This is a genomic window from Halomonas sp. PA16-9 (assembly GCF_009728585.1).
Lineage (GTDB): Bacteria > Pseudomonadota > Gammaproteobacteria > Pseudomonadales > Halomonadaceae > Vreelandella > Vreelandella titanicae.
In genome coordinates this window covers 388,781-412,792 of record NZ_CP040452.1, presented here as the reverse complement: position 1 = coordinate 412,792, position 24,012 = coordinate 388,781, and the positions used below count along the sequence as shown (strand labels likewise).

Genomic DNA, 24,012 nt, shown 5'->3' with positions numbered 1-24,012 from the left:
CCTTGCCGACATTGGGTGCAGCGCTGACACTCTCTCTAATGCTTCGATTCCCCGTTAGCGGAGAGAGACTGTGACTCGCCATGTTGCTCTATTTGCCTACCCCAACTGCCAACTGCTGGATGTCAGCGGCCCCTGGCAGGTGTTTGCCAGCGCCAATGCGCTAAGCCCCCAGCCGTTGTATCAGTTGACCCTGGTCGCCGATGCCGTCGGCCCGGTTGTCACCAACGGCGGCCTAGCCGTACATGCTACGCACACCTACCATCAACTTACTCATTTACTGCCCCTGGATACGCTGTTGGTGGCGGGCGGCAGCGGCGTGATGCAGCAGCGTGAAATAGCCGCAGTGAAGCAGGTGCTTTGTGAGGTCGCCCCAGAGGTGAGGCGGCTCGGCTCTATCTGCTCCGGGGCTTTTTTGTTAGCCGCTGCAGGGTTGCTGGATGGCTGCCGCGTCACCACTCACTGGCGCCATGCACCTCAACTGGCAGATGAGTACCCCGCACTAAGCGTCGAGCCCGATGCACTCTATATCGAAAGCAACGGCCGCTACACCAGCGCCGGTGTAACGGCGGGGATTGATTTGGCGCTTTCGCTGGTAGAGGCAGATCACGGTGCTGATCTGGCCGGTCGAGTGGCCCGTGAGCTAGTGGTGTTTTTGCAGCGCCCTGGTGGGCAGTCGCAGTTCAGCGAGATACTGCGACACCAACAAGAGGCGGGGCCGCTCCGCCGCTTGCTGGATCAACTCCACGCCGACCCCAGCGTAGATCACGGGCTTGAGAGCATGGCCGACCTGATGGCGGTCTCCCCGCGCCATTTAACCCGGTTATTTAGGCGCTACTTAAATACCACCCCCGCTGCTTATCTAACCCAACTACGCCTTGAGCAAGCGCGCTTGGCGCTGCTCAACGGGCGCGAAAACGTATCCCTCGAGCGCCTGGCACAACGTTGGCGGCTGGGCGGCGCGGAGCAACTGCGCCGCCAGTTTCAGCGCTACTACGGCGTATCACCCTCGGTATATCGCCAGCGCTTTGCGTCTTCCCATACAGATGATTCTATTCAGGAGAGCGTTTCATGCCTTTAACCGTCACCCTATTGTCGCTCTGCCAGGCGCTACTGGTTACCGGTAATGTCTTACTGATTGCCGTTTCGCCTCTGATTGGGGCGTCTTTGGCGCCAAGTGCGTCCTGGTCGACCGCGCCGGTCGCCACCCAGTGGCTGGGGCTGATGTGTGCCACCATTCCCGCCTCGTTAATTATGGCCAGGCTGGGCCGGAAGCGCGGCTTTATACTGGGCAACCTTGTGGGACTGGTGGGCGCACTGCTCGCCGTGCAGGCGCTGATCGGCGAGCGCTTTGGGCTGTTTTTGCTGGCAACCTGGCTGATTGGTATCGGCATTGGCTTTGGTCAGCTCTATCGCTTTGCCGCAGTGGAAGCTGCCCCTACGCCGATGCGTGACCGGGCGATTGGTTTGGTGATGGGGGGCGGTGTGCTGGCTGCGTTTGCCGGGCCGTGGTTGGCCAGGGTGAGCCGTGAGCTGGGTGAGGTGCCGTTTCTGGGCAGCTTTGTGGGCTTGGCAGCGCTCTACGCACTGGCATTAGTGGTGCTGATGCTGACGCAACTGCCGCCTGCATCCCGCACCCACGGTGAAGGCACCGCACTGCCGCTGGGTAAGATACTCCGCCAGCCTGGATTTATTGTGGCGGTGAGCGCGGCAATGGTCGGGTACGGCGTAATGAATCTGGCCATGACCGCCACACCGCTCGCCATGGCGGGGGCGGGGCACCACTTTAACCACGTTTCAATGACCATTCAGTGGCACGTGGTGGCGATGTTTTTACCCTCGTTCTTTACTGGCCATTTGGCCACCCGCTTCGGCGCCAAGCAAGTCATTGTGGCAGGCTGCCTGCTGCTGGTGGCCAGTGCCTTGGTCGCTCAGTTGGGTATCAGTTTAGCCGGTTTCAACGTGGCGCTGGTTTTGCTGGGCTTGGGCTGGAACTTCACCTTTTTGCCCGCCACCGGGCTGCTTACCGAGAGTTACCGACCAGTGGATAAAGCGCGCACCCAGGCCGCCAACGAGTTTTTAGTCTTTGGCACCGCCGCTATCACTGCGTTGCTCGCTGGGCCCTTGGTCAGCGGCTTAGGCTGGGCGACACTTAATCTACTGTTGATCCCTATCTCGCTGGTGCCCTTGGCGGTGCTGGTGTGGCAGCACCGAACCAAGCTGGCAAACGCTTAAAAATCCCCCGGCGCGCACTGCAGGCAAGTAAGCCCGAGCGCGCGCCACTGGGCGACCACGGCATCACGGTCATCCAGCACCAGCCAAGGCGTAAAGCCGTCGCTGCGCATTTGATTGAGTAGCGCGGCTTTCACCTCTTCATCATCTATATGGTCATCGCCCTCAGGGCGCAGGTACATGGCATCAAAGGGGATAGTGTGGCGCTCTAGCCAGCGCTGGGTATGCTCACGATGGCTATCCGGGCGGCCGCTGCAAATCACGATCTGCTGGCCTTGGGCCTTCAGTATCTTGACCAGCTTGGCCACCGCTTCGATCACCGGCGCTTCGGCCATATGGGCAAAGAAGGGCTCCCACTGTTTTTGGCTGCCCAGCACCCAGTCACTGACCTGGTGGGGGTGAAACTCGGCTAAGGTGCCGTCAACATCAACAATTACTGCGGACATGCAAAACTCCCTAAACTGGAAAGGGTGACTAGACGTGAATGAGCAGATAAACGCTGGGCAGTGCAGAGGCGCTCGCCTAGTAGTCCATGCCAGGCATTCAATTCGTTATTGGCAAGCTGGGTAAATAGCGGCACCACTTGAGTGGCGCCCAACTGATCGGCAAGCGCCACCAGGTGCGACGCGCGTAGGTGAACATTCCAGCGCTGCCAACTGATTTGGCCTGCCGCTAGCTCGGCGCGGCGATCAGGAGTCAGATAGCCGGTGTGGAGCAGGTGGTGGTCGGGCCACTGTTCCGGCGTATCGCTGCGATCGCACATCAACATAAGGGTTGGCGGGCAAGCGTTTTGCCGCGCTAAAAGCGAGCGAATCGAGTGGTCGAGCCCAGGCCGACGCAGTGTTGCAGGCAGTGCCAATAGCGCGGCCAGGTTGTCGCGAATCACCGGGTCGATGGCGAGCGTTAACTGCCGCTGGTCAGCTTCTTCCGCCAGCCATAGTGCCATTTCCAGGGCACGGCCGGTTTCCGGCACTGGAAATGCCAGCGGCTGATAAAGATGCTCACTAATGGCCTGTACACAATGTGCTTGGGGTTGGTCGTAGCTGCCGTAGGAGGCATCCAGTAGCGCAATAGCCGCTTTCGGCGGAGTATCAAAAGGAAACAGTCGCGACTCAAAACAGGCGTCGCCGCTATAGTAAACACCGCCCCCTACCGCTAAATGTAGCCACACACCGCCTAGCGAGTGCCCCGCTTGGCCGGTAGTAACGGTGATGCCTTCCACCTCTAACGTACCGCGTTCGGGCAAGGAGCGCCACGCGCGGTTGTGAGGCAAGGCCTTGGCTACCAGCGGTGTGCAATAAAGTGGCACGTTCTCCGCTAGCTCGGCCACGCCGCCAATATGGTCAATATGGTCGTGGCTAATCAGCACGGCATCCACATTCAGGTTGTTTGCCCAAGTAATGGCGTCATCCGGGTGGAGTGCACCGCCTGCATCTAGCAGTAAGCGTTTTCCCTGGGCTGCTACCACTATCGCGGCAGGCCCTTTGGCGCCTAAACCACTGAGAATCTCGATAGTGACACTCATTGGTCGGGCTCCAGGCACCAGCCCTGCTGAAGGTCGACGGCAACCTGGCTACCCAGGTCGGGCGCGGTGTGGTGGTAGGCCAGCAGTGTTTCCCCGCTGGACAGGCGCAGTGTGAGCTCATAGCGCTCGCCGCGGAAAATCACGCTCTCCACCTGTGCGGCAAGCTGGTTATGAGTGGGAGCCGCGGAGGATGCTAGTGCCGCGCTGATCTGAATATGTTCCGGGCGCACCAGCACGCTTTGGGTTCGTTCGGACTCGATGGCGTTCAGCCCGCGCATCAGGGCCGCGCCCTCAAGGAGCTTCCCTGGGTGACCGGCGGCGACCTTTAATTGGCTGCCCTGGCCGATAAAGCCCGCCACCCAGGCGGTTCTCGGCTGCCTGTAAAGGGTTTCAGGGGCGCCCCATTGAACCAGCTTGCCCGCTTTCATCACGGCGATTTTGTCCGCCAGCGCCATGGCTTCGGTTTGGTCGTGGGTGACATAGACCAGCGTGGCGCCAGTGCGCTGGTGAAAATCGCGGAAGCTGTGCTCCATGGTGGCGCGCAGGTGCCGATCAAGGTTGGCCAGCGGCTCATCCAGCAGCACCACCGAAGGGTCGCTCACCAAGCAGCGCGCCAGGGCCACCCGCTGGCGCTGGCCGCCGCTAAGGGCTTGGGGCATGCGATCGGCGTAGGCATCGAGCTCCACCAGGGCTAGGGCCTGCTGCACCTTTTGCTGATACGCCGCCCCGCGCAGGCCGCGTAGCTTGACCGGGTAGCCGACGTTGTCAGCCACGCTCATATGCGGCCATAGCGCATAGGATTGGAACACCATGGCCATATTGCGCTGTTCAGGCGGCACATGGGTATCGGCGCTGGCCAGGGTGCGATTGGCTAATTGAATCGTACCGTCGTTGATCGTTTCAAAGCCTGCCAGCATGCGTAGCATGGTGGTTTTGCCACAGCCGCTGGGGCCGAGCAGGGCGACAAACTCGCCTGGATTGATCGTCAGCGACAGCGCATCAACTGCCGTCTGCTCGCCAAAGCGCTTGGTGACACGGTCGATCGTTAGCCCTGCTGTGTTTAACCCTGATGTGTCTAGCTCTGCCATGGAATGACTCCTTTGGGTAAACGCGGCGCCAGTAAACTGAGTGTCAGCATCAGCGAGGCGACCATGATCACCACCAGCACTGACACCGCAGAGGCCAGCACGCTTTCGCCGCCTTCGTCGAGGTTGAAAATCAGCACGCCGAGGGTTTCGTTACCGGCGCTCCATAGCAGGGCTGACACGGTCAGTTCGTTGACCGCCAGCAGAAACACCAGCAGGCCGCCTGCGAACAGCGCGGGCGCGACCAGGGTAAAATAATGCTGCCCAGGCGCCGCCAGGGGCCTGCACCCGCGAGCTGTGCCGCCTCTTCAAGGGAAGGATCCAGCTGCGCCAAGCTGGCGGCGACGGGCTTGACGCAGACCACCAGAAAGCGCGCCAGGTAAGCGATAAAAATCAGCCCCAAGGTGCCGTAGAGCGCCACATTGATAATCGGCAGCGGGCGAACAAATAGCAGGATGCAGGCAATGGCCAATACCACGCCGGGAAGCGCATAGGGAATCTCAATGGCACTGAGTACCATACCCCGCCAACGCTCCGGCAGGCGCTGTAGCCGGTAAGCCAATGGCAGACTGAGCAGCATCAGCACCACAGCCGCGCTGCCCGCCAGCCACAGACTGTTGTTCACCGCTCGCCATGTGGCGCCTTGGCGACCCACCACTTCGGCGTAAGCGTTCAGGGTGGCGGTCTCGGCGTTTAATGGCACGCCCATGGCGGGTACCAGCGAGCTGATGATCAGGGCAAGCAGCGGCGCGACCAGAATAATCAGTAAGATCCCGACGAGCGTGGCGGTCACCAGCGAGCGCCAGCTTCCCAGGGTGAAATCATGGGAGCGCCCACTATGGCCGCCCAGCCCGAAGCGGCTGCGATTCATTAACTGCTGCTGTAACGCCACCCCGGCCAGTGCCAGTAACCCAATCAGCAAGGAGAGCGCAGCCATCTCTGCCAACACCCCGGTGCCGAAGTTGGCCATACGCTGGTAGATCAGTGTGGGCAGCACGTAATAGCCTGCGGGAATACCCAGCATGGCGGGGATGCCAAAGTTGCCCAGGCTGGAGATAAACGCCATCGCGCCCCCGGCGATCAAGCCGCTACGGGTCACGGGTAGAATAATGTGACCCCACACCTGGGTCTGTTTGGCACCGCTAATGCGGGCGGCTTCAATAAGCTCTCGGGGTAGCGAAAGCAGGCTGGTGCGCAGGGCTAAAAACACCAGCGGTGCGCTCTGGATGCCCAGCAGTAAGGCGATACCTTCAGCGGAGTAGAGTGGTTGCGGGCTGCCCAGTGGTGGCGCCAAGCCAATGCTTTTCAGTAGCGGGCTGGCCGGGCCAAAGAGCTGCAGCCAGCTCAGGGCGGTAACCTGGGGCGGAATCATCATCGGCAGCATAAAGCAGAACACCAGCCACGCTTTGCCGCGCACATTGGTGAGCGTGATGGCAAAGGCGAATAGACTGCCCAGCACCAGAGCGATCAGCATGCCGAGCCCCGAGGTATACAGGCTATGCCAGAGTGCTCGCCAAGTGCTGGCACTACTGAGCACCTGCCACAGCGGTGACTGGCGGCCCTGAGCAAGATCGCTCAACGCCTCCATCAGCAGACGCAGGCTGGGTGCCAGGCTCAGCAGTACAATGGCGATCAGCAGGCTTGAAAGCAGCCAGCGGTGCTGGCTGCCGTACTTGTTGTCGTTGCCGGTCTTGTTGTCAAAGATGAGAGCGGACGTCATGATTACCCGCCGAAGAGGTCACTAAAACTCTGTTTAAGCTCTTCTTCCTGCGCCAATGCCTGCTCGGTATCAACCGGCATCAGGGTAATGCTATTGCGCTCGGGGAAGCCTTCCGGTGGGGTAACGTCGTTGTGAGCAGGCAGATAGCCTTGCTGGCTGACCAGCTCCTGGCCCTGCTGGGAAAGCACAAAATCAACAAACTTTTGCGCGGCCTCGACATTCTCTGCACCTTGCATAATGGCGACCGGCTCGGTCACCGCGCTCACGCCCTCTTCCGGGAACACGAATTCGACCGGCGAGCCTTTGGCAGCTTCACGAATTGGCAGGAAATCCACCACGATGCCGTAGGGCTTGGTGCCCGCGGCCACGGCATTAAATACGCCACCATTGCCGCCCTGTGCTTCGGTACGGTTTTCATGAAGCGCTTCGTAATACGCCATGCCAAGGTCAGGGTTGGCAGTGATCGCCGCCATATGGATCAGTGCCGCGCCGGAGTAAAGCGGACTAGGCATGGTGACCAACCCTTCGTAGTCAGGCCCCAGCAGGTCTTGCCAGCTCTGCGGCTGATGCTCGGCGCCGGTGTTATAGACAATCCCGGTGGTGATCAGCTTGGTGCCGTAGTAGTAGCCTTCTGGGTCATACAGGTCGGCGTCATAGGCCTGGCGCTCATCGCTTAGGTAAGGCTGTAAATGGCCCTCTTGCTTAAGTGATTCCATGGTCATGCTGTCGGCAATCAGCAGCACGTCAGGGTTGCTCACCCCGGCTGAAAGTTCCGAGCGCAGCCGGGTCATCAAGCGCGTGGTACCGTCGCGTACCCACTCCACTTCAATATCAGGATAGGCTGCTTCAAAGGCGTCAACGGTTTGCTGTGCATCGCTATTGGGCTGGCTGGTGTAGAGCGTTAGCGTTTCGTTCGCCGCTACCTGAGCCGAAAGGGAAAAGCTGGCTACCGCGACGGCAGTAGTAAGGGCAGATGTCGGAATAGATAACAGGGGGCGCTTCAACATGGGTAAACCTCCAGTGAGTGAACCCCACCTAAGCTACTGTCATCTGCTTACAACAAAGTGACACTATGCTTTCGTTCAACATTTTGTGGCTTTCGTTTGCTGCACTTTTTGCTTTCGTTGTGCCGAGAGGGGTTATGCGCCAGTTCGAACGTCGACAACAGCTGTTACAGCGAATCCACTCACAAGGGCGCCAGTCGGTAGACAGCCTGGCAGGCGAGTTTGGGGTTTCTGTGCAAACCCTGCGTGGGGATATTCGCCACCTAGCCGATAAAGGCCTGGTGCTGCGCCGCCAAGGGGAGGTGCTGCCGTTTCCCGAGCAGGAAAATATCGGCTACGACCAGCGTCAGATCGTTAACGTGGCGGGTAAACGGCAGATCGCGGCGCGGGCAGCGAGCTTGGTACAGGATCATCAAGCACTGTTCTTAGGCACGGGCACCACGGTTGAGCAGTTGGCCGATGCGCTGAGTGATAAGCAAGGCCTGCATATCATGACCAATAACCTGCATGCGCTGATTAAGCTGTGCCAGTTGAAGTGTGAGTTAGTAGTAGCCGGTGGGCGAGTGCGTCGTCGCGACCAGGATGTGATTGGCGGCGATGCCTGGCGCTTTTTTCAACGCTACCGTGCCGATGTGGGGATTGTGTCGGTGGGGGAATGGATAGCCATGGCCAGCTTTATGACTACAACGACGACGAAGTGATGGCCCGTGAGGCGCTGTTGGCCCATGCCGGTTATCGCGTGTTAGTGCTGGATAAAACCAAGTTCGACCTGCCACTACGCTGCGCCGCGGGTCAACTGGGTGATTATGATGCCGTAGTGACCGATGTACCGCTGCCAGACAAACTACGCAGCCCCTTGGCTGCCCAAGGCGTTCGGTTTTTGGGCTAACGGTGCACGCTTCTCGTTACTGCTATGCTGATAGATTGCTAGTGCCGAAGCGAGGAGTGCGATTATGGCAGGTGGATGGGCAAAAGATGGCGCCGAACAAGAGCAGATGGAAAGCACGCTAGAGGATGCGGTGCAGCGTGCGCGTAGCCAGTTGCCCCGCGGTGAAAGTCTTGAGGTTTGCGAAGAGTGTGGCAATCCCATTCCTGAACCGCGCCGTAAAGCGATTCCGGGCGTTAGACTGTGTGTGGTGTGTCAGGGTGAATTGGACAAAAAGCAGTCGGCCTATAGTGGCTACAACCGTCGTGGTAGTAAAGATAGCCAACTGCGTTGAACGGGCTTGTGTCTAAGCGTCCTGGTCGGTGTCCGGCAACTGCTTAAAATAGACATAGCGGTGAAGGCGAATCGCTGGGCGAATCAGCAGTTGGATGCTACCTATCACAAACAGCCACACGCCGACAGTTTGAACCGCACCCTGGTAAAAAAAGCAGACACTGCCGATCGTAAACCAAATGCCCAGCATAAAGTCGTTGATCATGCTAAGCACCTCATAGCGTTGGTGCACAACGAGTTCGCGATGCCCAATGATGAAAGTCCAGTCGTTAGTCACCGGATCCTGTTGGCGCTGCATCATTAGTCTCCTGGTTGAATGTTCAATTAATGAAAATTGGGATGAGTTTCGTTTAACATGTGTACCAATATTCATTTTAACTAAACGCTATTGTGGCACACTATCGTCGTACTCAAAGGTAGTATTAGGCTTCTGATGTTCATTGATGATACATGAAAGCCACAAGTAACCGGGTGCGGCATTGAGGGCGAGTAATGATCAATGACACGCTGCTGACAGCGGTGGAAGATGAGTTGCGTAGAGGGTCTTGGCGGTTACGTTTTGCTGATGAAGTGGAAGCAAGGTTTGAAGAAGATACTCAGCGCCAACGTAGCCGTAGCATGGTCATGGCAGGGTTGATATCGGCGATCATCTACTGCTTGTTTTTGATCAACGACCACAGCTTTCGACCGGATACTTTCGCCACCGCGCTAGCGTTAAGGGTGGGGTAATGCTGCCTTTTGGTATGCCAATTCTGTGGTGGGTTTACCGTGGTGTGTCTCCAGCCCAACGTGAAACGTTAATGGCGAGTACGGTGATCGTTGCTACGGTGATTTCATGTTTGATCTTGGTGGAATCCACCGTTCCTTACTCTTACCTGGATGTTTTCTCTTTCGGCCTTATTTTGCTGGTGGGTAATATTGTTTACTCACTACGGTTTAACTATGCCTGCGTCTCATCTGCCATTTGTATATTTATAATACTGCTTTTTGTTCTATCTTATGACCCCATGCCGCCAGAGGCGAAGCGGCTAGCAATATTTACTATTATCGCTCAGACGCTGTTTACGTTAGTGGCCAACTATCGCTTCGAGCAAAGCGAGCGAACCTCCTACTTGCATGTATTGAAAGAAAAGCTCCGCGCTGGCTATTACTTAAAAGATAACCAGGAACTGTCGCGCATGTCGGTGACTGATCCTTTAACCAATCTTGCCAACCGGCGCCAGTTCGATACGGTTTTTCCTGTGCGCTGGCAGGAAGCTACCGATAAAGGCCTTTGTTTAGGGCTAATGGTGATCGATATCGACCATTTCAAAGCTTACAACGACTACTATGGGCATCCTCAGGGTGACGAGTGCTTGCGCCAAGTCGCTACTGCCATGCAGGCCAATAGCCGTGATGCCGATTTAGTGGTGCGTTTTGGCGGTGAAGAGTTTGTAGTGCTAATAGCCAATGCATCGCCTGAGGCGGCAAAACCGGCGGCCGAGCGCATTCGGTGCAACGTGGAGGCCTTGGAAATTCCTAATCACGGTGTTTCGGCGCAAAGCGTTGTTACCGTTAGCGTTGGCGTTGCAGTACTCTACCCGAAAGTTAGCCTTGCCCCAGCCGAACTATTATCTCAGGCAGATGAAGCGCTTTATGAAGCCAAGCGGCAAGGCCGCAACCGTGTATGGGTGGCTAGTGCGATTGATTCATCATCTGGCGATAATGCTATTGATGGCTTAAGCGTATCAGCCTAATCGCGGAGATTAACGGGCCCTAGCCAAACACGTAAACGTTTGTGAGGAGAGAACTGTGGAGATTGATCAACATTACCGCGCGCTAAGCGTTGACACTCTATCCCAGCGGCTTGGTGATGTTGAGGCGGTGGTTAGACGCGTGGGCGGAGAACCCGCGAGCTGGGACATTCGCGAGGTGGGTGACGGCAACCTCAACCTAGTGTTTATCGTCTCCGGTGACGTGGGCAGTGTAGTGGTTAAGCAGGCGCTTCCCTATGTACGTATGGTTGGCGAGAGTTGGCCGCTGCCGGTCTATCGCGCCCACTTTGAGTACTACGCCTTGGTGCGTCAGGCCAAGCATGCACCGGGCATTGCCCCTGAAGTCTACTACTTCGACAAGCCCCAGGCGCTGTTTGTGATGGAGTATCTGTACCCCCACACTATCTTGCGCCGTAAGTTGATCAACGGTGAGCGAGTCGCTCGACTTGGCGAAACTATCGGCAAATTTTGCGCCCGCACGGCGTTTCGTGGCTCAGAGCTTTCGCTGAGTAGCCCAGAGAAAAAGGCGGACGTGGGGCTGTTTTCCGGCAATGTGGAGATTCCTGCCATCACCGAGTCACTGGTATTTACCGATCCTTATTACGGCGCTGAAATGAATCACCACACCCCGGAGCTTTCACCGGTGGTGGACGAATTGCGTCGTAACGCGCGTTTAAAGGCCAAAGTACAGCGGCTGTTGATGAAGTTCACTGCGAACACCGAAACCATGCTTCACGGTGATTTGCACTCCGGCTCGATTATGGCCACTGATACCGACGTGCGGGTCATTGATCCCGAGTTTTCCCAGTACGGGCCGATGGCTTTTGACCTGGGTATGGCGGTGGCCAACTTCCTGATGGCCTACTTCAGCCAGCCCGCTCACCGTCAAGAAGGTGAGCTTGATGAGTATCAGGCGTGGATCCTTGATGTGATCGAGGCGTGCTTTAGCCACTTTGATGCCGAGTTCCGCCACCTGTGGCAAACCGAGCGGACTGGCATTCTATTTCCCAAATCGCTGTTTGAAGAGCAGGGCAATAGCGCCGACGATGCTTGTGACGCGCTACTGGAAGAGATTCGCCTGGATGCGCTGGCCTACTGCGGCATCGAAATGCACCGCCGGGTTTTATCGCTGGCCCACAACGCCGATTTCGAAGAGATTGAAGACACCGCGCTGCGCGCCAAGCTTGAAGCGCGCAATGTGCTGATGGGCCAAACGCTGATTATGGAGCCGGAAGCCTATAGTGACCTTACCGCGCTGGTGGATTTAGCCAGGGCGTATAACCAGCAAGAGGTGCTGTAAGCGGTTTACAGGGGAGTTAGAACGAGCAGGCAGGGCCGGAACAAACCGTAGCGGGGGTCTTTCGCCATGGATGGCGAAAGTAGCGCCCAGGGATGGGTTTACAGCGCCCCCGCGTAGGTTTGTTCCGGCCCTGCCTAGGCTTACAGCAGAACTATTTAAAGCTGATCCAGGCGATCGAACTTCCCGGCGATATCGCTTTCGGTCCAGTGGGGTACCCAGCCTTCCACATTATCGAAGAAGCGCAGCGCAGTGAATTCTGGCGCAGGGCCCATATCGAACCAATGGGGCGTGTTGGTGGGTACGCTGATCAGGTCATTGCGGGTGCACAGCACCTGATACACCTTGTCATCGATGTGCAGACAAAATAGCCCTTGTCCTTTGACGAAGAAACGCACTTCATCTTCATGATGGCGGTGCTCGTTTAGGAACTTCTGCCGCATGGCGTCTTTGTCTGGGTGCGTGGGTACCATATGCAACACATCGACGGTTTGATAGCCGCCTATGGCTTTGACGCGGTCGATATCGTCTTGATAAAGCGCCAAAATATCTTCCTGGGTGGCGTCGTCGGAAATTTCGCCCGGCGCTGCCCACCGCTCAAACAGCACGCCCACCTTGTTTAGCTCAGCGGTAATCTGCTCGCCGTCGGTGGTGTCGATCAGGGCATCGTTAGGGTTCTGATCAGCAAAAACTTTCAGTTGCGACATCGTCGGTTCTCCTAAAGCGCAATTTCATCAAAGCGAGTAACGCAAGCATGGGTGTTGCCCGCCTGTGTGCCTTCGCGCACCAACTGCAGGGTTTGCATGCCTGCCTGTTTGGCGGCGTCCAGTTCTTCGACCACGTCCGACAAGAACAGCACCGCTGCTGGCGGCAGGTCAAGCTCGGTGACAATGCGATGGTAAGCGGCAGCCTCACGTTTATGACCAATATGGGTATCAAAGTAGCCGCTAAAGAGCGGGGTTAGGTCGCCCGCATCGCTATAGCCAAACAGCAGCTTCTGCGCCTGCACCGAGCCGGACGAGTAGACGTACAGCGCCTTGCCCGAGTCTTTCCACTGGCGCAGGGCAGGGGCTACATCGCTATAGAGATGGCCTTTAAAGTCGCCGCGCTGGTAGCCATCGGCCCACACCATACCTTGCAGTGCTTTCAGCGGAGTAACTTTTTGGTCAGTCTCGATCCAGTGCAGCAATTGGTCGATCACTGCCTCAAGGGGGCGTTAGGGGAGCCCATTTCGCTGCGTACGGCATCAATTTGCTCGGCAACTGCAGGTGTATCTGCATTCGCAAGTAGAAAGTCGGGCAGCTTGGCGTGGGCGTAGGGAAAAAGCACCTTATGGACGAAGTTAATGTCCGTGGTGGTGCCTTCAATATCGGTCACAATGGCGTGAACAGTTGAATTACTCATTTAAGACCACCGACTCTCTTCAAGAACACAGGCAAGTAAAAACTCAATCGCTTCCAGGTGGCGGCGGCAACTGGCAATGCTATCGCCCACGGCATATATGCCATGCCCCGCGACCAAAAAGCCCCAGGGCATCGGCCAGCCGCTGCGTACGTGCTCGGCCAGTTCTTCCATATCCTGGGAGTTGGGCACTACCGGCAAGCGGATGGTAGCCTCGTGGGTCACGTTGCCCGCTAAGGCTTTTTGCATTTCAAAGCCGCTGAGCTCTATGCCCTTAGGAAATCGCCGCGACAGCACCGTGCTGGCCACGGTGTGAGTGTGCAGCACGCAGTTAATCGATGCGTCTAAGCGATAGAGCGCGGCATGTAGATCGCTTTCTGCGCTAGGTTTCCCATCGCCGGATAGCACCTTGCCATCCAGGTTGCAGAGCAAGAGGTCATCGGCCTGAATGCGGGTTTTATCGCGGCCAGAAGCGGTGACAAGATAGCCCGCCTCGGTACGGGTGGAAAAATTACCTCCGGTGGCTGGCGTCCAGCCTTGCTGCGCCGCCCATGAAATGGCGGCCAGCAGTTCAGTTTGTAGCGTCATCATAGGATCTGCGTCGCCTCTTCTAGTGGCAGCCATTCTATATGATAAGCTTCGCGCCTGATAAGCCGCGCCGTTGTTACGCTAGTTAAGTGCTCAAGGAGTCCATCAATGCCCCACTTACAGTCACGCAGTTTACGGGTCTATGCCGACCACCTTGAGTATTTGGATCAAACCCAACTGCCCCAGGTGGAGCAGTGGGTGCGTTGTGACTCGCCAGAAGAGTGGCAGCATGCGGTGAAAACCCTGGCGATTCGCGGGGCGCCGCTGATTGGTTTGAGCGCCGCCTTTGTGCTGGCCCAATACGCCGCTCGCCATCCACAAAGTGATTGGCAGTTGGTAAGTGATCGCTTACGCGCCACACGCCCCACTGCAGTCAACTTAATGTACTGCCTGGATGCCATGGAAGCCTGCTTTGAGCAAGGCGCCAACGCCCTGGCCGAACGTGCCGCTGAGCTGTTTTCAGAAGACCGCGCGCTATGCCAACGCATGGCTGAGCGGGGTGCTGACTTGCTGAAAACGGGTGACCGTGTGCTGACCCACTGCAATACTGGCGCGCTGGCGACCGCCGGGGTGGGGACGGCCATTGGCGCGTTGGCAGTGGCCAAACAGCGCGGTGTAGAGCTGCATGTGTTTGTGGATGAAACCCGCCCGCTGCTGCAAGGCGGCCGCTTAACCGCCTGGGAAATGGCCGACCTGGGTATTCCCTACCAGCTAATTACCGACAGCATGGCCGCCAGTCTAATGGCAGCAGGGAAAGTCGACAAAGTGATGGTGGGCGCCGACCGTGTCTGCGCCAACGGCGACTTCGCCAATAAAGTGGGTACTTACATGCTGGCGGTGATCGCTCACTACCACCAGGTGCCGTTCTATGTGGTGGCTCCCTACACCACGGTTGATCCCGCTTGTGCCACTGGTGCGGACATTCCTATTGAACAGCGCGACCCCGCCGAGATCCGCGGCGTCACTGGTGCCTTTGGTGAGGTTACCTGGGCACCCGATAATGCACCGGTGTGGAACCCCGCCTTTGACGTCACTCCCGCCAAACTCGTGACGGCTTGGGTATTGGATACCGGTGTATTTGATGCCGCCGCCATTGCCCGGGGTGAACACTGCCAGGGCGGCGCTAACCCAATAGCGTTAACTCATAAACATGGCGGATATGCTGTTCATTCCAATCATTAGCACTGTTATTGAAAAAACAATCAGTGGGAAACGAGATAGAGATAATACGGTAGCTGGGTTGCCACGTGACGTTGCTTAGCGGGAATGTCATGCATGGCCCCAAGCAAGTGCTGCCTCTAAATGCTGGCGAACAGCGTAGAGGTCGGAGACTTGTCCGTTTAACAGACGTTCTATTGGTGTATGACCGGCAAAAAGAGGGTTGCGGTTGGCTCGCTGCAACCAACTGTTAGCCGCTTCTTTGTTGGGCAATAGTATATGCAGTGCTTTGTAGATGCCGAGAATCAACGACATCCGCTCTAGATGATTGGCATCCAGGCGGGCATTCTCTGGTGCTTGCTTCCAACGCCGATAGGTGGAATTAGGCACCCCTAGCAGCAGAGCGGCTTCGCTCTCTTTCAAACCCCATGCGTGTGAAATGTCGGGGTAGGTGCGCATCGCAGCAACCCCCATTTCGCAGCGTTTGTCGGCGGTTTTGTGCTGAACAGCCATATGTCTTCCTCATCACTTATATATAAATTACGTCAAGTGAGCGAGTTTTTAAATATCGATTATTTGAGCTGTTTGCCATGCAGTCGTCTGGAGAATTAATCAGATTTAACGAATCCTTGCCCTGTGATTGATTGCGTATTACAACTTTAACGAGTGTGCTTTGTCCTGGTGTTGTAATGGAACGATTGTTTGCGACAAGCGCCTATACCTATTAAGAATAATACAAATCCCGTTATCTGAATAAGAGATTACCTAGTTTCAGTAGACAATATGTTTTTCTATGCTTCTTAATTGATGTATTAACTTGAGGGTTCGGTCAGAAAATACGCTAATGCAATAAGTCCAAAAGCAGTACCTACTACTGAAGTGCCGAGCCATCCATAGTGAGCAAATGACCACCCTCCTAAGGCAGACCCTATAGCGCCGCCACAAAAGAACGTGGACATGTACAATCCATTCAAGCGACCTCGTATCTCTGGAGCCAAAGAAAAAATAATTCTTTGACCAAGTACTAAATTCGCTGATACGGCGAAATCAAGCACGATTCCAGCCACAACGAACAACGCCAGTGAAAGAGACGTACCCTGTGTGCTGATATGTGTCATGGCGAAGGCCGCGATGGCCATGATCATTGCTAATGCTGTCGCAGGTCTTGTCCAGCCGCGATCGGCTATCCGACCTGCGATAGGTGCTGCAATGGCACCAGCGACGCCCGCAAGAGCGAATAGTGCAATGCCTTTTTGACTTAATCCGAAGGTAGGGCTTGCCAGCAATAGCGGAGTAGTTGTCCAAAACAGGCTGAACGCGCCAAACATGCAAGCATGATATAGAGCCCTGCGGCGGAGGGTGGGTGTTGCTCGAACCAGTTGCAGCATGGACATCAGCATTTGCTGGTAACCAATTTTGGCTGTCACAGTCCGCTTAGGTAACGCTAGGTGCAAGGTTAGCATTAGGGCTAGCATGGCAACAAAAGATACTAAAAATACCGTCCGCCATGTCGCAAAGTGAGTGATCAAGCTCGCTACCGGCCTGGCTAACATGATACCTAGCATTAGCCCGCTCATTACATTGCCTACAACTTGGCCACGGGTAGCCTCTGGTGACAGGTGCGCTGCATAAGGTACGAGGATTTGAACGGTGACTGAGCCCAGACCTACAAGCAATGCGGCCGCCAGAAATGGTGTGGTTGAAGTGACTAGACCGGCTGCGAGTAGGCCAGCAGCACCAATAGCAAGAATGGTTATCGCCAGCCGGCGATTTTCAAATAGGTCAGCCAAGGGAACCACCAGCAATAGGCCTGCGCCATAGCCGATTTGCGTTAGTGTTACGATCAAGCCGGAGGACTGCTCCGACAGCCTAAGCTCCTGACTTATCGGGCCGACTAAGGGTTGTGCGTAGTAAATATTGGCGGCGATTAATCCACAGGCACAAGCAAGCAGCAGTGTCAGCCAAGGTGATATTTCATGCTCAGGGGCACTGGAAACTGCACTGAAATTTGATGAATTTTTAATTTGGGTCATTTTGTTTCCTAAATAGTTTTAAAAAAAGCCGTGCGTAATCACGGCTATATCAAATAGCAGACGCTATTTCAGTTCAGTTGAGAAGTTGCATCGCTGCATCAACCACCGCCATCATGTCTTCGCGCTTCTGCCCAGTTTTGCCCAGGACACGCATACCCTGGGCGAGAGATAGCATTAACCTTGCCGTTGTCTCAGCATCGACTTTTTTTGAGATTGATCCATCATTTTGCCCTTGAAGAATGATGTCCTTAAGACGTTTTTCTGATTTCCTTCGAGTGCGGGAAGATACCTTAGCGGCAATTTCTTCGTCTGTGCTGGCCAGCTCTACTGCCCCAACGATAACAAGACAGCCATACCGGCCCTCTGAGGCATGAGAGGACTCAGCGTAAAAAACTAACAGGCGGCGTAATTTCTCTCGCCCTGACTCCTCGCTGTTAATGATATCCAATAGTTTGGCACCACGCAGGGCCATGTATCGGTCTAGTGCAGCAGAAAACAAGTTGTGCTTATTCAGGAACGCTTTATAGATACTGCCGGATGACAGTTTAAGAGCGCCTGAAAGATCGGCAATCGACACCCCATTATAACCGTGCTTCCTGAAGTGCAGGATCGCGCGGTCTAATGCTTCGTCAATGTCAAACTCCCTGGGACGACCTCTGCCTCTAGAAGAATCGTTTATAGAAGACATTCCTGAAATATTATCTGATATGCTCATTTTTCGATATTAGGACATAAGTTCATCCAAACAAGTCCGAGTCTTTGAAAGCCTATCTAAAGAGGTTAGACGACCGAGTGGTGTCTTATATATCCACCTTGTCAAATCCGAAGCGCCCGATGCTCGCCTCTTTTCAGCTAGCTCCTTTACGAATTCCGGCCCGTAAAAAAGCCTGCACAAGTGGGTGCTAGAAGAGCCGGGCGGTGGCACTATTGCCCTCTCCGGCGCGCAGGTTTAGCTACTTTGCTCGGTTTCCTGATGCGCCAGAATGACATCCAGAAAGCCCTCGCCGTAATCCGCCAGCTTGCGCGCGCCGATGCCGGAATATGGCGCCTAGTGCCGCTAGGCTTTGGGGTTTCTGCTCGACCATTTCAGCCAGGGTGGCGTCGTGGAAGATAACATAGGCAGGCACGCCCTGTGCTTCGGCCAGTTCCCGACGGTGCTGTCGCAGGGCTTCCCACAGCGGGCCGTGGCCCTGCGGAGCAGAGGCTCTTTTGCTTCCTCGTCGAGCGGTTTTTGGCTTTGCTGGGTTTGTTGCTTGGCTTGCGCAGAGTGAGGTTCTGCTCGCCGCGCAGCACCGGTTTGGCATTGGCAGTGAGCTTGATGCCGCCGTGGCCCTCCATATCCACACTCAAAAAGCCGCTGGCAATCATCTGGCGAAAGAGCGCCTTCCATTCGTTGGCGGAGAGGTCTTTGCCTATGCCGTAGGTGCTGAGCCTTCGTGACCAAAGCGGGTGATGCGCTCGTTGCTTTTACCTAGCAGCACATCCACAAGGTAGGTCACGCCGAAGCGCTGCTCAGTGCGGTAGACACAGGAGAGCGCCTTTTGTGCCGCCACGGTGGCCTCCCAGGTCTCGGGCGGGGTCAGGCAGTTGTCGCAGTTGCCGCAGGGGGCGTCCAGATGATCGCCAAAGTAGTGCAACAGCGCCTGGCGGCGGCAGCTGATGATTTCACACAGCCCGAGCATGGCGTCGAGCTTCTGTTGTTCGATGCGCTTTTGATGGTCGGCGGCACTGGAGTCCTGCTGCATCTGGCGCAGCGTGATCACATCCTGAAGTCCATAGGCCATCCAGGCATCGGCGGGCAGGCCGTCACGCCCGGCGCGGCCGGTCTCTTGGTAGTAGGCTTCGATACTCTTGGGCAGATTGAGATGTGCCACAAAACGCACATCGGGCTTGTCGATGCCCATGCCAAAGGCGATGGTGGCCACTACCACCACGCCATCTTCACGCAGAAAGCGGGTCTGGTGGTGCTGGCGCTGCTCGGGGGAAGCCCCGCGTGGTAGGGCAGTGCCGTCAGCCCCTGGCGTTCCAGCCAGGCGGCGGTCTCCTCCACCTTGCGCCGGGAAAGGCAGTAGACGATACCCGCCTCGCCGTCGTGGTGCTCGCGAATAAAGCGCAGCAGCTGTTCCTTGGCGTTACCCTGATTTTCGGCGATATGGTAGCGAATGTTGGGCCGGTCAAAGCCGCTGTTGTAAAGTGCCGCCTCCTGGAGCTGCAGATGCTCCATGATATCGCCCCGGTGGGCACATCGGCAGTGGCGGTGAGGGCGATGCGGGGCACCTGGGGAAAGCGCTGATGAAGCTGGGAGAGCTGGCGATACTCGGGCGAAAATCGTGGCCCCACTGGGAGACGCAGTGGGCTTCATCAATGGCGAACAGCGCAATTTTGGTCTGCTCCAGCAGCATCTGCATACGCGCCGTGGCCAGCCGTTCCGGCGCGACATACAAAGATCCAACTCGCCCGCCCGCAGGCGGTTTTCCACATCGACCGCCTCGTGATAATCGAGGCTGGAGTTCAGGTAGGCCGCCTTGACCCCGTTCTGCTGAAGTGCCGCCACCTGATCCTGCATCAGCGCGATCAGCGGTGAGATCACAATCGCGGTGCCTTCGCGCAGTAGCGCTGGGATCTGATAGCACAGCGACTTGCCGCCGCCGGTGGGCATCAATACCAGCGCATCGCCACCAGCAATTACATGCTCAATGATAGCCTGCTGCGGGCCGCGAAAGCTGTCGTAGCCAAATACCTCCTGCAGCACCTTCAGGGCTGTTGGGTGGGCGTCGCCGTGCATCAATGCTCTCCTTATCTCGTGCTTGAGGAAGAATTGTCGCACGAAAACTCAAGGGATTTTGCCTAGCGAATCCCAGCGCGTAGATAACGACTGCACAAACTGGCGCTGGAAGAGCAAAATCTCTACCGAGTTGGTGACCTATAATGGCCGGATAAGGTTGTTCCAGTGGTGGCTGATCGAGACCGCCCGTAAGCAAGGTAGGTGGGCTTGGCAAGCGGTACATACACCTTCCACAAAATTTCCAGCCAGTACGAGAGGGAATCGCGCTCGCCAGCAGGCGAGCGCGCGGATAGCCAAGACTCAGGCCAGGAACTGGCTGCTCTCGACCAGTTCGCGATGCCGATGCTCTCCACCGTGACATAGAGGCCGTCCCGGGCGATGACCACGTCATTGTCCATCTGATTGGCGCTGCCGAGCAGATCTTCCTGATCCGCGAACAACTCACCCATGAACACCAACCAGTCCTGATCCCCCGCATGCTGGTTGAAGTCCTTGATCACGGCACTGCCTTGATACCCCTCGTCGAACATGAACAGGTCGTCGCCCACTCCTCCATAGAGTACATCGTTGCCGCCGCACAATCAAGGTATCGTCGCCCTCACCACCATAGAGTTGATCATCGCCCAGGCCGCCTACCAGCGTATCATCTCCCTCGCCGCCATGTAGCAAACTACCGCTCTCCAGCGCCGTTAGGGTGTCGTTTCCTACACCGCCGAAGGCCACTTTTCCAGTGAGTTCGTCGTCGCCAGCGCTGCCTTCTACATGCTCGCCATACTCCAGGTCTTGGCTGAATAGGCCGAATGGGTCGAAGCGTTCGTCCTCGAGTCCGCGCTCGCCGACACTGTAGCGCTGCTGGGTCAATGAAATGTCGAGTAGCGACAGGCCCTCGAACTCCACGTAACTGACATTGTCCACTTGCTTCAATCCAAGATCCTGCTTGGAATTGAGGAACAGCGTGCCGTCCGAGAGTTGATAGGCATACCAATCCGCCCCATCGCCTTTGAGGCGCAGAGTGTTGATCCCTGAGCCGCCATCGACGCGATCGGCACCGCTGGATAGCCGAATCAAGTCATCTCCCCACCAGTGTAGATGTAGTCGCTATTCTCACCGCTGCGAACCTTGTCAGCATGTTCGGTGCCAATTAGAAACGCGGGTTGGCCGAAATGGTTCGAGCTCGAGGTCGGCTTGTCCTCTACCCAGACTGTCGAGCGTGATAGCGCCGAGAGACTGGAAACAACCACCACGCTGTCACGGTCGGTGTATTCATAGAAGGGCGAATCAGCGATACGCTGAATGGCATCCGTGAATATGCCATCGATATGGGCATACCAGCTCACGGGAATGTTCAGCAGTGAGAAAGCTGGTAATGGCCACAATGGTGAACCATACATATCGTTGAACATACGACATTGTCCCCTCGACTCGTAAGAAGTGTTTGGGTGGGTCAGCAGTGGCCCTTCTTGTTCCTGCAGCGCCTCAAGAAAGGTATCCGCGTCTCCTGCTATTCGATGCACTGCATCATTCTCGTAGCCGAAGTTGTACACCACTTCCGGATCGTCATAGATCAGTGGCGACTCGTGACCGATATAGTTGGCCTCAGCGAAGAAGCCGTCGGCAACTCCTCGCGAAAGCGCGCCATAATGTTCACCATCCCGCCCCCCAGGCTGTAGCCGGTGATCAGTGTATCCTCAGCCTCCAGGCCGTTGGCCTGACTGTAATTCTTAAGCGCAACGAGCAGCGGCTCAAGGTTGGGTGCGATGGTGCCAGCATTGAGTTGCAGGTAGTCGACAATATCCACCGGCGAGTTGGTGCCGGTGTAGGTCAGCGATACCCGGGTCAGTTGCCCCTGCTCATCGAACTCGCCCAGCAGCTTGGCCTGGGGGCCAGTGGGCAGGGTACCGGTAATTGGACTCTCGATGATGTAGTGGCCGGCCCCATCGAGGGCGCTCGCGGGTAGGCCAAGCTCGGCCGGCGTCAGTTCCCGCCACCCCCCGGCAGTTCGGTATCTATCTCATTGGGGTAGGCACCATCGGGGAACAGGTCTGTGAATCCTTGTACTATTTCCCGAGTCTGCGGAATGCCAAGGGCGCCCGACAGGCTGGCGTAGGTGGCGAGCTTGTGGGATGTCAGCAGCAATTCGATGGATGCTTCACTGGTATAGTTTTTGTAGTCGAGCATTGCCATTAAGATACCTCCGTATCTCGTGCTATATGGTTGTTATTGTTGATCCATGATGCTGAAGTCACTGCATCTACGGGTGTGCCAAGGGCAACTCGAGGTATGAAATGACTGATTAAAACACTCGTATCATTCGAGTGTTTTAATAGCACAAGATATCCCCGTAGGAGGCAATGCGACATTAGTGGCGAGACCTTGGTCGAATGAGGCAGGCCACCTTACTGGGTAAGTTGTGGAGGGGCGGTAAAACAGGGAGTGCAAGGCGCCCCCATCCTTCGTTGTTGGCTTGCCGTCTTGAATAAGCGGGTTTACCTAATCCCCGCCCGTAAAAACGACTGCACAAACTGGCGCTGAAAGAGCAGGAAGGCGACCAGCAGCGGGGCGATACTGAGCAGTGTTGCGGCGCTGACGGTGGCCCAGTTAACCCCGGTTTCGGGCGCGGAGAAAACGCCTAGTCCTACCGTTAGCGGGCGGCTCTCTACCGAGTTGGTGACCACTAATGGCCAGATAAAGTTGTTCCAGTGGTGGCTAATCGAGACCAGCCCGTAAGCAAGGTAGGTAGGCTTGGCGAGCGGTACATACACCTTCCACAAAATTTCTAGCCAGTTGCAGCCTTCGATGCGGGCGGCGTCTTCCAGCTCACGAGGGATGGTTTTAAAGGTTTGGCGGAGCAGAAAAATACCCAAGGCGCTGGCCACATAGGGCAGGCCAATCCCGGTGATGGTGTTGATCAGCCCCAGCTCACTGGCAATACGATAGTTCTCGACAATCAGCACCTCGGGAACACAAAGAGCTGAATCAGCACCAGCATAAACAGAACGTTTTTGCCGGGAATCGGAAAGCGCGCAAAGGCAAACGCCGCCAGGTACAGACTACAAATTGACCGATCACCACCCCTGTCACCAGCGCAAAGGTGTTCAGGTAGTAGCGGGCAAAGGGCGCTTGAGACCAGGCGTTAGTGAAGTTCTCCAGCGTCAGCGGGCGAAGAGCTCAAAGTTCACCATAAACTCGCTGGGGTGAAAGGCAGCCCAAAAAGCATACAGCAGCGGAAAATCCAAATAATCGCCAGTAGCCACGCGGCCACTGTTTCCAGTGCTGGAATTGAGACGAAACGGGAGCGGGCGCATAGGTAGTGGTCGTATTCATTGATAGTGCGTCCTGCGATCTAAAATCGTGAACTTAAGCGTGGCCACTACCGCGAGCACCTGCAGAATAACCACCGTAATGGTGGCTGCCGTGGTGCGGTCAAAGAACGAGAACGCATTTTCGTAAACGTAGTAGAGCAGCAGGTTGGTGGCGTTGTTGGGCCCACCCTTGGTCAAGATAAATAGGTGATCCACGACCCGCACCGAGTTAATCAGCGCATTGATTAGCACAAACAGCGTGGTGGGCATGAGTAGCGGAAAGGTGACGCGCCAAAAGAAGCTCCAGCGACTAGTGCCTTCTAAGTCAGCCGCCTCTTTTAACTCGGGTGGCATGCTCTGTAGCGCCGCCAGGTAGAAGATCATAAAAAAGCCGGCTTCTTTCCACACCGACATCACGATCACCGAGCTTAACGCAACGCTTGGATCGCCCAGCCAGTTCACCCCGGACAAGCCCAGCATGCCGAGCAGTTTATTGAATAGGCCGATCTGCGGCGCGTAAAAAAACATCCAGATATTGGCCGCGGCGATCATGGGTAGAATCGTCGGCGTAAAGTAGGCCATGCGCACAAAGCCCCGCCCGCGAAGCTTGCCATTGACGAACAGCGCCATACCCAAGGCCAGCGCGATCGAGGTAGGAATCGTACCGACGGCGTAGATTAAGTTGTTACGGGCTACTTTCCAAAACGTCGTGTCATCGAACAACACCTGATAATTTTCAAGGCCTACGAATTCAGTGGGTGCACCGCGAAAGCCGGGTAAAAACAGGCTGTTAATGACCGTTGTTACGGTCGGTAAATAAGCAAAAGTCGTCAGCAGTACCGCAGCGGGCAGCAGCAGAAGCGCGCCGTAGAGCTGCATTTTGCGGTGGTTGGTGAATGACATAGAGACGTA

At 56.3% G+C, this 24,012-nt stretch carries 22 protein-coding genes and 6 pseudogenes; 8 read left to right on the top strand and 20 right to left on the bottom strand.

What is annotated here, in order from left to right; all coding sequences use genetic code 11:
• The first annotated feature begins 70 nt into the window (after window positions 1–70).
• Together FDY98_RS18340 and FDY98_RS18335 are read left to right on the top strand one after the other, a co-directional pair.
• On the top strand, window positions 71–1,078 hold the full coding sequence (locus tag FDY98_RS18340) for a GlxA family transcriptional regulator (protein ID WP_027957003.1): 1,008 nt from the start codon (window positions 71–73) through the stop codon (window positions 1,076–1,078).
• Entirely contained in the window at window positions 1,069–2,232 is a 1,164-nt protein-coding gene (locus tag FDY98_RS18335; protein WP_027957002.1) for an MFS transporter, read from the top strand. The genes FDY98_RS18340 and FDY98_RS18335 overlap by 10 nt, the downstream gene beginning before the upstream one ends.
• Here FDY98_RS18335 and FDY98_RS18330 read toward each other — a convergent pair.
• From FDY98_RS18330 to FDY98_RS18310, 5 genes and pseudogenes are all read right to left on the bottom strand, one after another.
• Window positions 2,229–2,675: a phosphatase domain-containing protein gene (locus FDY98_RS18330; RefSeq protein WP_027957001.1), complete on the bottom strand. Its 447-nt coding sequence runs from the start codon at window positions 2,673–2,675 to the stop codon at window positions 2,229–2,231. The two genes, FDY98_RS18335 and FDY98_RS18330, sit on opposite strands and share 4 nt — an antisense overlap.
• Complete coding sequence (locus FDY98_RS18325; RefSeq protein ID WP_027957000.1) at window positions 2,663–3,754, bottom strand: MBL fold metallo-hydrolase; 1,092 nt, start codon at window positions 3,752–3,754, stop codon at window positions 2,663–2,665. Before FDY98_RS18325 ends, FDY98_RS18330 begins: the two co-directional genes overlap by 13 nt.
• Window positions 3,751–4,842: an ABC transporter ATP-binding protein gene (locus FDY98_RS18320; RefSeq protein ID WP_027956999.1), complete on the bottom strand. Its 1,092-nt coding sequence runs from the start codon at window positions 4,840–4,842 to the stop codon at window positions 3,751–3,753. Before FDY98_RS18320 ends, FDY98_RS18325 begins: the two co-directional genes overlap by 4 nt.
• Window positions 4,830–6,559: pseudogene (locus tag FDY98_RS18315) on the bottom strand (ABC transporter permease). Before FDY98_RS18315 ends, FDY98_RS18320 begins: the two are co-directional and overlap by 13 nt.
• A gap of 2 nt (window positions 6,560–6,561) precedes the next feature.
• Window positions 6,562–7,566: an ABC transporter substrate-binding protein gene (locus FDY98_RS18310; RefSeq protein ID WP_027956997.1), complete on the bottom strand. Its 1,005-nt coding sequence runs from the start codon at window positions 7,564–7,566 to the stop codon at window positions 6,562–6,564.
• A 65-nt stretch (window positions 7,567–7,631) separates the two neighbouring features.
• Between FDY98_RS18310 and FDY98_RS18305 the strand changes: the two are divergent.
• Together FDY98_RS18305 and FDY98_RS18300 are read left to right on the top strand one after the other, a co-directional pair.
• Window positions 7,632–8,452: pseudogene (locus FDY98_RS18305) on the top strand (DeoR/GlpR family DNA-binding transcription regulator).
• A 64-nt stretch (window positions 8,453–8,516) separates the two neighbouring features.
• The gene (locus FDY98_RS18300) at window positions 8,517–8,783 is read left to right on the top strand and encodes a DksA/TraR family C4-type zinc finger protein (protein ID WP_022521873.1); all 267 of its coding nucleotides are present in this window, start codon (window positions 8,517–8,519) and stop codon (window positions 8,781–8,783) included.
• A 12-nt stretch (window positions 8,784–8,795) separates the two neighbouring features.
• Here the strand turns inward: FDY98_RS18300 and FDY98_RS18295 are convergent, their stop codons facing one another.
• On the bottom strand, window positions 8,796–9,080 hold the full coding sequence (locus FDY98_RS18295) for a YrhK family protein (RefSeq protein WP_022521874.1): 285 nt from the start codon (window positions 9,078–9,080) through the stop codon (window positions 8,796–8,798).
• Between the two features lie 194 nt (window positions 9,081–9,274).
• On the opposite strand from FDY98_RS18295, the gene FDY98_RS28550 reads away from it, so the two are divergent.
• From FDY98_RS28550 to mtnK, 3 genes are read left to right on the top strand one after another with little or no spacing between them, the layout of a single operon-like run.
• Window positions 9,275–9,511, top strand: a complete 237-nt coding sequence (locus FDY98_RS28550; protein WP_340147043.1) for a hypothetical protein — start codon at window positions 9,275–9,277, stop codon at window positions 9,509–9,511.
• Entirely contained in the window at window positions 9,511–10,518 is a 1,008-nt protein-coding gene (locus FDY98_RS18290) for a diguanylate cyclase (protein WP_340147042.1), read from the top strand. The genes FDY98_RS28550 and FDY98_RS18290 overlap by 1 nt, the downstream gene beginning before the upstream one ends.
• A 55-nt stretch (window positions 10,519–10,573) precedes the next feature.
• Window positions 10,574–11,836 carry an S-methyl-5-thioribose kinase gene (gene mtnK, locus FDY98_RS18285; RefSeq protein WP_027956994.1) on the top strand — a complete coding sequence of 421 codons (1,263 nt, stop codon included), beginning with the start codon at window positions 10,574–10,576 and terminating at the stop codon, window positions 11,834–11,836.
• A 155-nt stretch (window positions 11,837–11,991) separates the two neighbouring features.
• Here the strand turns inward: mtnK and FDY98_RS18280 are convergent, their stop codons facing one another.
• From FDY98_RS18280 to mtnB, 3 genes and pseudogenes are all read right to left on the bottom strand, one after another.
• A complete protein-coding gene (locus tag FDY98_RS18280) occupies window positions 11,992–12,540 on the bottom strand; it encodes a 1,2-dihydroxy-3-keto-5-methylthiopentene dioxygenase (RefSeq protein ID WP_027956993.1) in 549 nt (182 codons plus the stop codon).
• 11 nt (window positions 12,541–12,551) lie between these two features.
• A pseudogene (gene mtnC, locus FDY98_RS18275) lies at window positions 12,552–13,237 on the bottom strand (acireductone synthase).
• On the bottom strand, window positions 13,238–13,825 hold the full coding sequence (gene mtnB, locus FDY98_RS18270) for a methylthioribulose 1-phosphate dehydratase (protein ID WP_027956991.1): 588 nt from the start codon (window positions 13,823–13,825) through the stop codon (window positions 13,238–13,240).
• 105 nt (window positions 13,826–13,930) lie between these two features.
• Between mtnB and mtnA the strand changes: the two genes are divergently transcribed.
• Window positions 13,931–15,004, top strand: coding sequence for an S-methyl-5-thioribose-1-phosphate isomerase (gene mtnA / locus FDY98_RS18265; RefSeq protein WP_340147041.1), 1,074 nt, complete (start codon window positions 13,931–13,933; stop codon window positions 15,002–15,004).
• Between the two features lie 87 nt (window positions 15,005–15,091).
• Here the strand turns inward: mtnA and FDY98_RS18260 are convergent, their stop codons facing one another.
• From FDY98_RS18260 to FDY98_RS18210, 11 genes and pseudogenes are all read right to left on the bottom strand, one after another.
• A complete protein-coding gene (locus tag FDY98_RS18260) occupies window positions 15,092–15,493 on the bottom strand; it encodes an MbcA/ParS/Xre antitoxin family protein (protein WP_027956989.1) in 402 nt (133 codons plus the stop codon).
• Window positions 15,494–15,792: 299 nt separating this feature from the next.
• A complete protein-coding gene (locus tag FDY98_RS18255; protein ID WP_027956988.1) occupies window positions 15,793–17,013 on the bottom strand; it encodes an MFS transporter in 1,221 nt (406 codons plus the stop codon).
• Between the two features lie 73 nt (window positions 17,014–17,086).
• The gene (locus FDY98_RS18250; RefSeq protein ID WP_155706267.1) at window positions 17,087–17,701 is read right to left on the bottom strand and encodes a TetR/AcrR family transcriptional regulator; all 615 of its coding nucleotides are present in this window, start codon (window positions 17,699–17,701) and stop codon (window positions 17,087–17,089) included.
• 261 nt (window positions 17,702–17,962) lie between these two features.
• Window positions 17,963–19,798 (bottom strand): annotated as a pseudogene (recQ, locus tag FDY98_RS18245) (DNA helicase RecQ).
• Between the two features lie 62 nt (window positions 19,799–19,860).
• Window positions 19,861–20,046, bottom strand: a pseudogene (locus tag FDY98_RS18240) (carbohydrate ABC transporter permease); the annotation flags it as partial.
• Between the two features lie 193 nt (window positions 20,047–20,239).
• Window positions 20,240–20,866 carry a calcium-binding protein gene (locus FDY98_RS18235; RefSeq protein WP_155706073.1) on the bottom strand — a complete coding sequence of 209 codons (627 nt, stop codon included), beginning with the start codon at window positions 20,864–20,866 and terminating at the stop codon, window positions 20,240–20,242.
• On the bottom strand, window positions 20,863–21,312 hold the full coding sequence (locus FDY98_RS18230) for a hypothetical protein (protein ID WP_155706072.1): 450 nt from the start codon (window positions 21,310–21,312) through the stop codon (window positions 20,863–20,865). Before FDY98_RS18230 ends, FDY98_RS18235 begins: the two co-directional genes overlap by 4 nt.
• 50 nt (window positions 21,313–21,362) lie before the next feature.
• A complete protein-coding gene (locus FDY98_RS18225; protein WP_155706071.1) occupies window positions 21,363–21,596 on the bottom strand; it encodes a hypothetical protein in 234 nt (77 codons plus the stop codon).
• 176 nt (window positions 21,597–21,772) lie between these two features.
• Entirely contained in the window at window positions 21,773–21,982 is a 210-nt protein-coding gene (locus tag FDY98_RS18220) for a hypothetical protein (protein WP_155706069.1), read from the bottom strand.
• A 302-nt stretch (window positions 21,983–22,284) separates the two neighbouring features.
• Window positions 22,285–23,078, bottom strand: a pseudogene (locus FDY98_RS18215) (carbohydrate ABC transporter permease).
• A gap of 40 nt (window positions 23,079–23,118) precedes the next feature.
• Window positions 23,119–24,003 carry a carbohydrate ABC transporter permease gene (locus FDY98_RS18210; protein WP_155706067.1) on the bottom strand — a complete coding sequence of 295 codons (885 nt, stop codon included), beginning with the start codon at window positions 24,001–24,003 and terminating at the stop codon, window positions 23,119–23,121.
• Window positions 24,004–24,012: the final 9 nt, after the last annotated feature.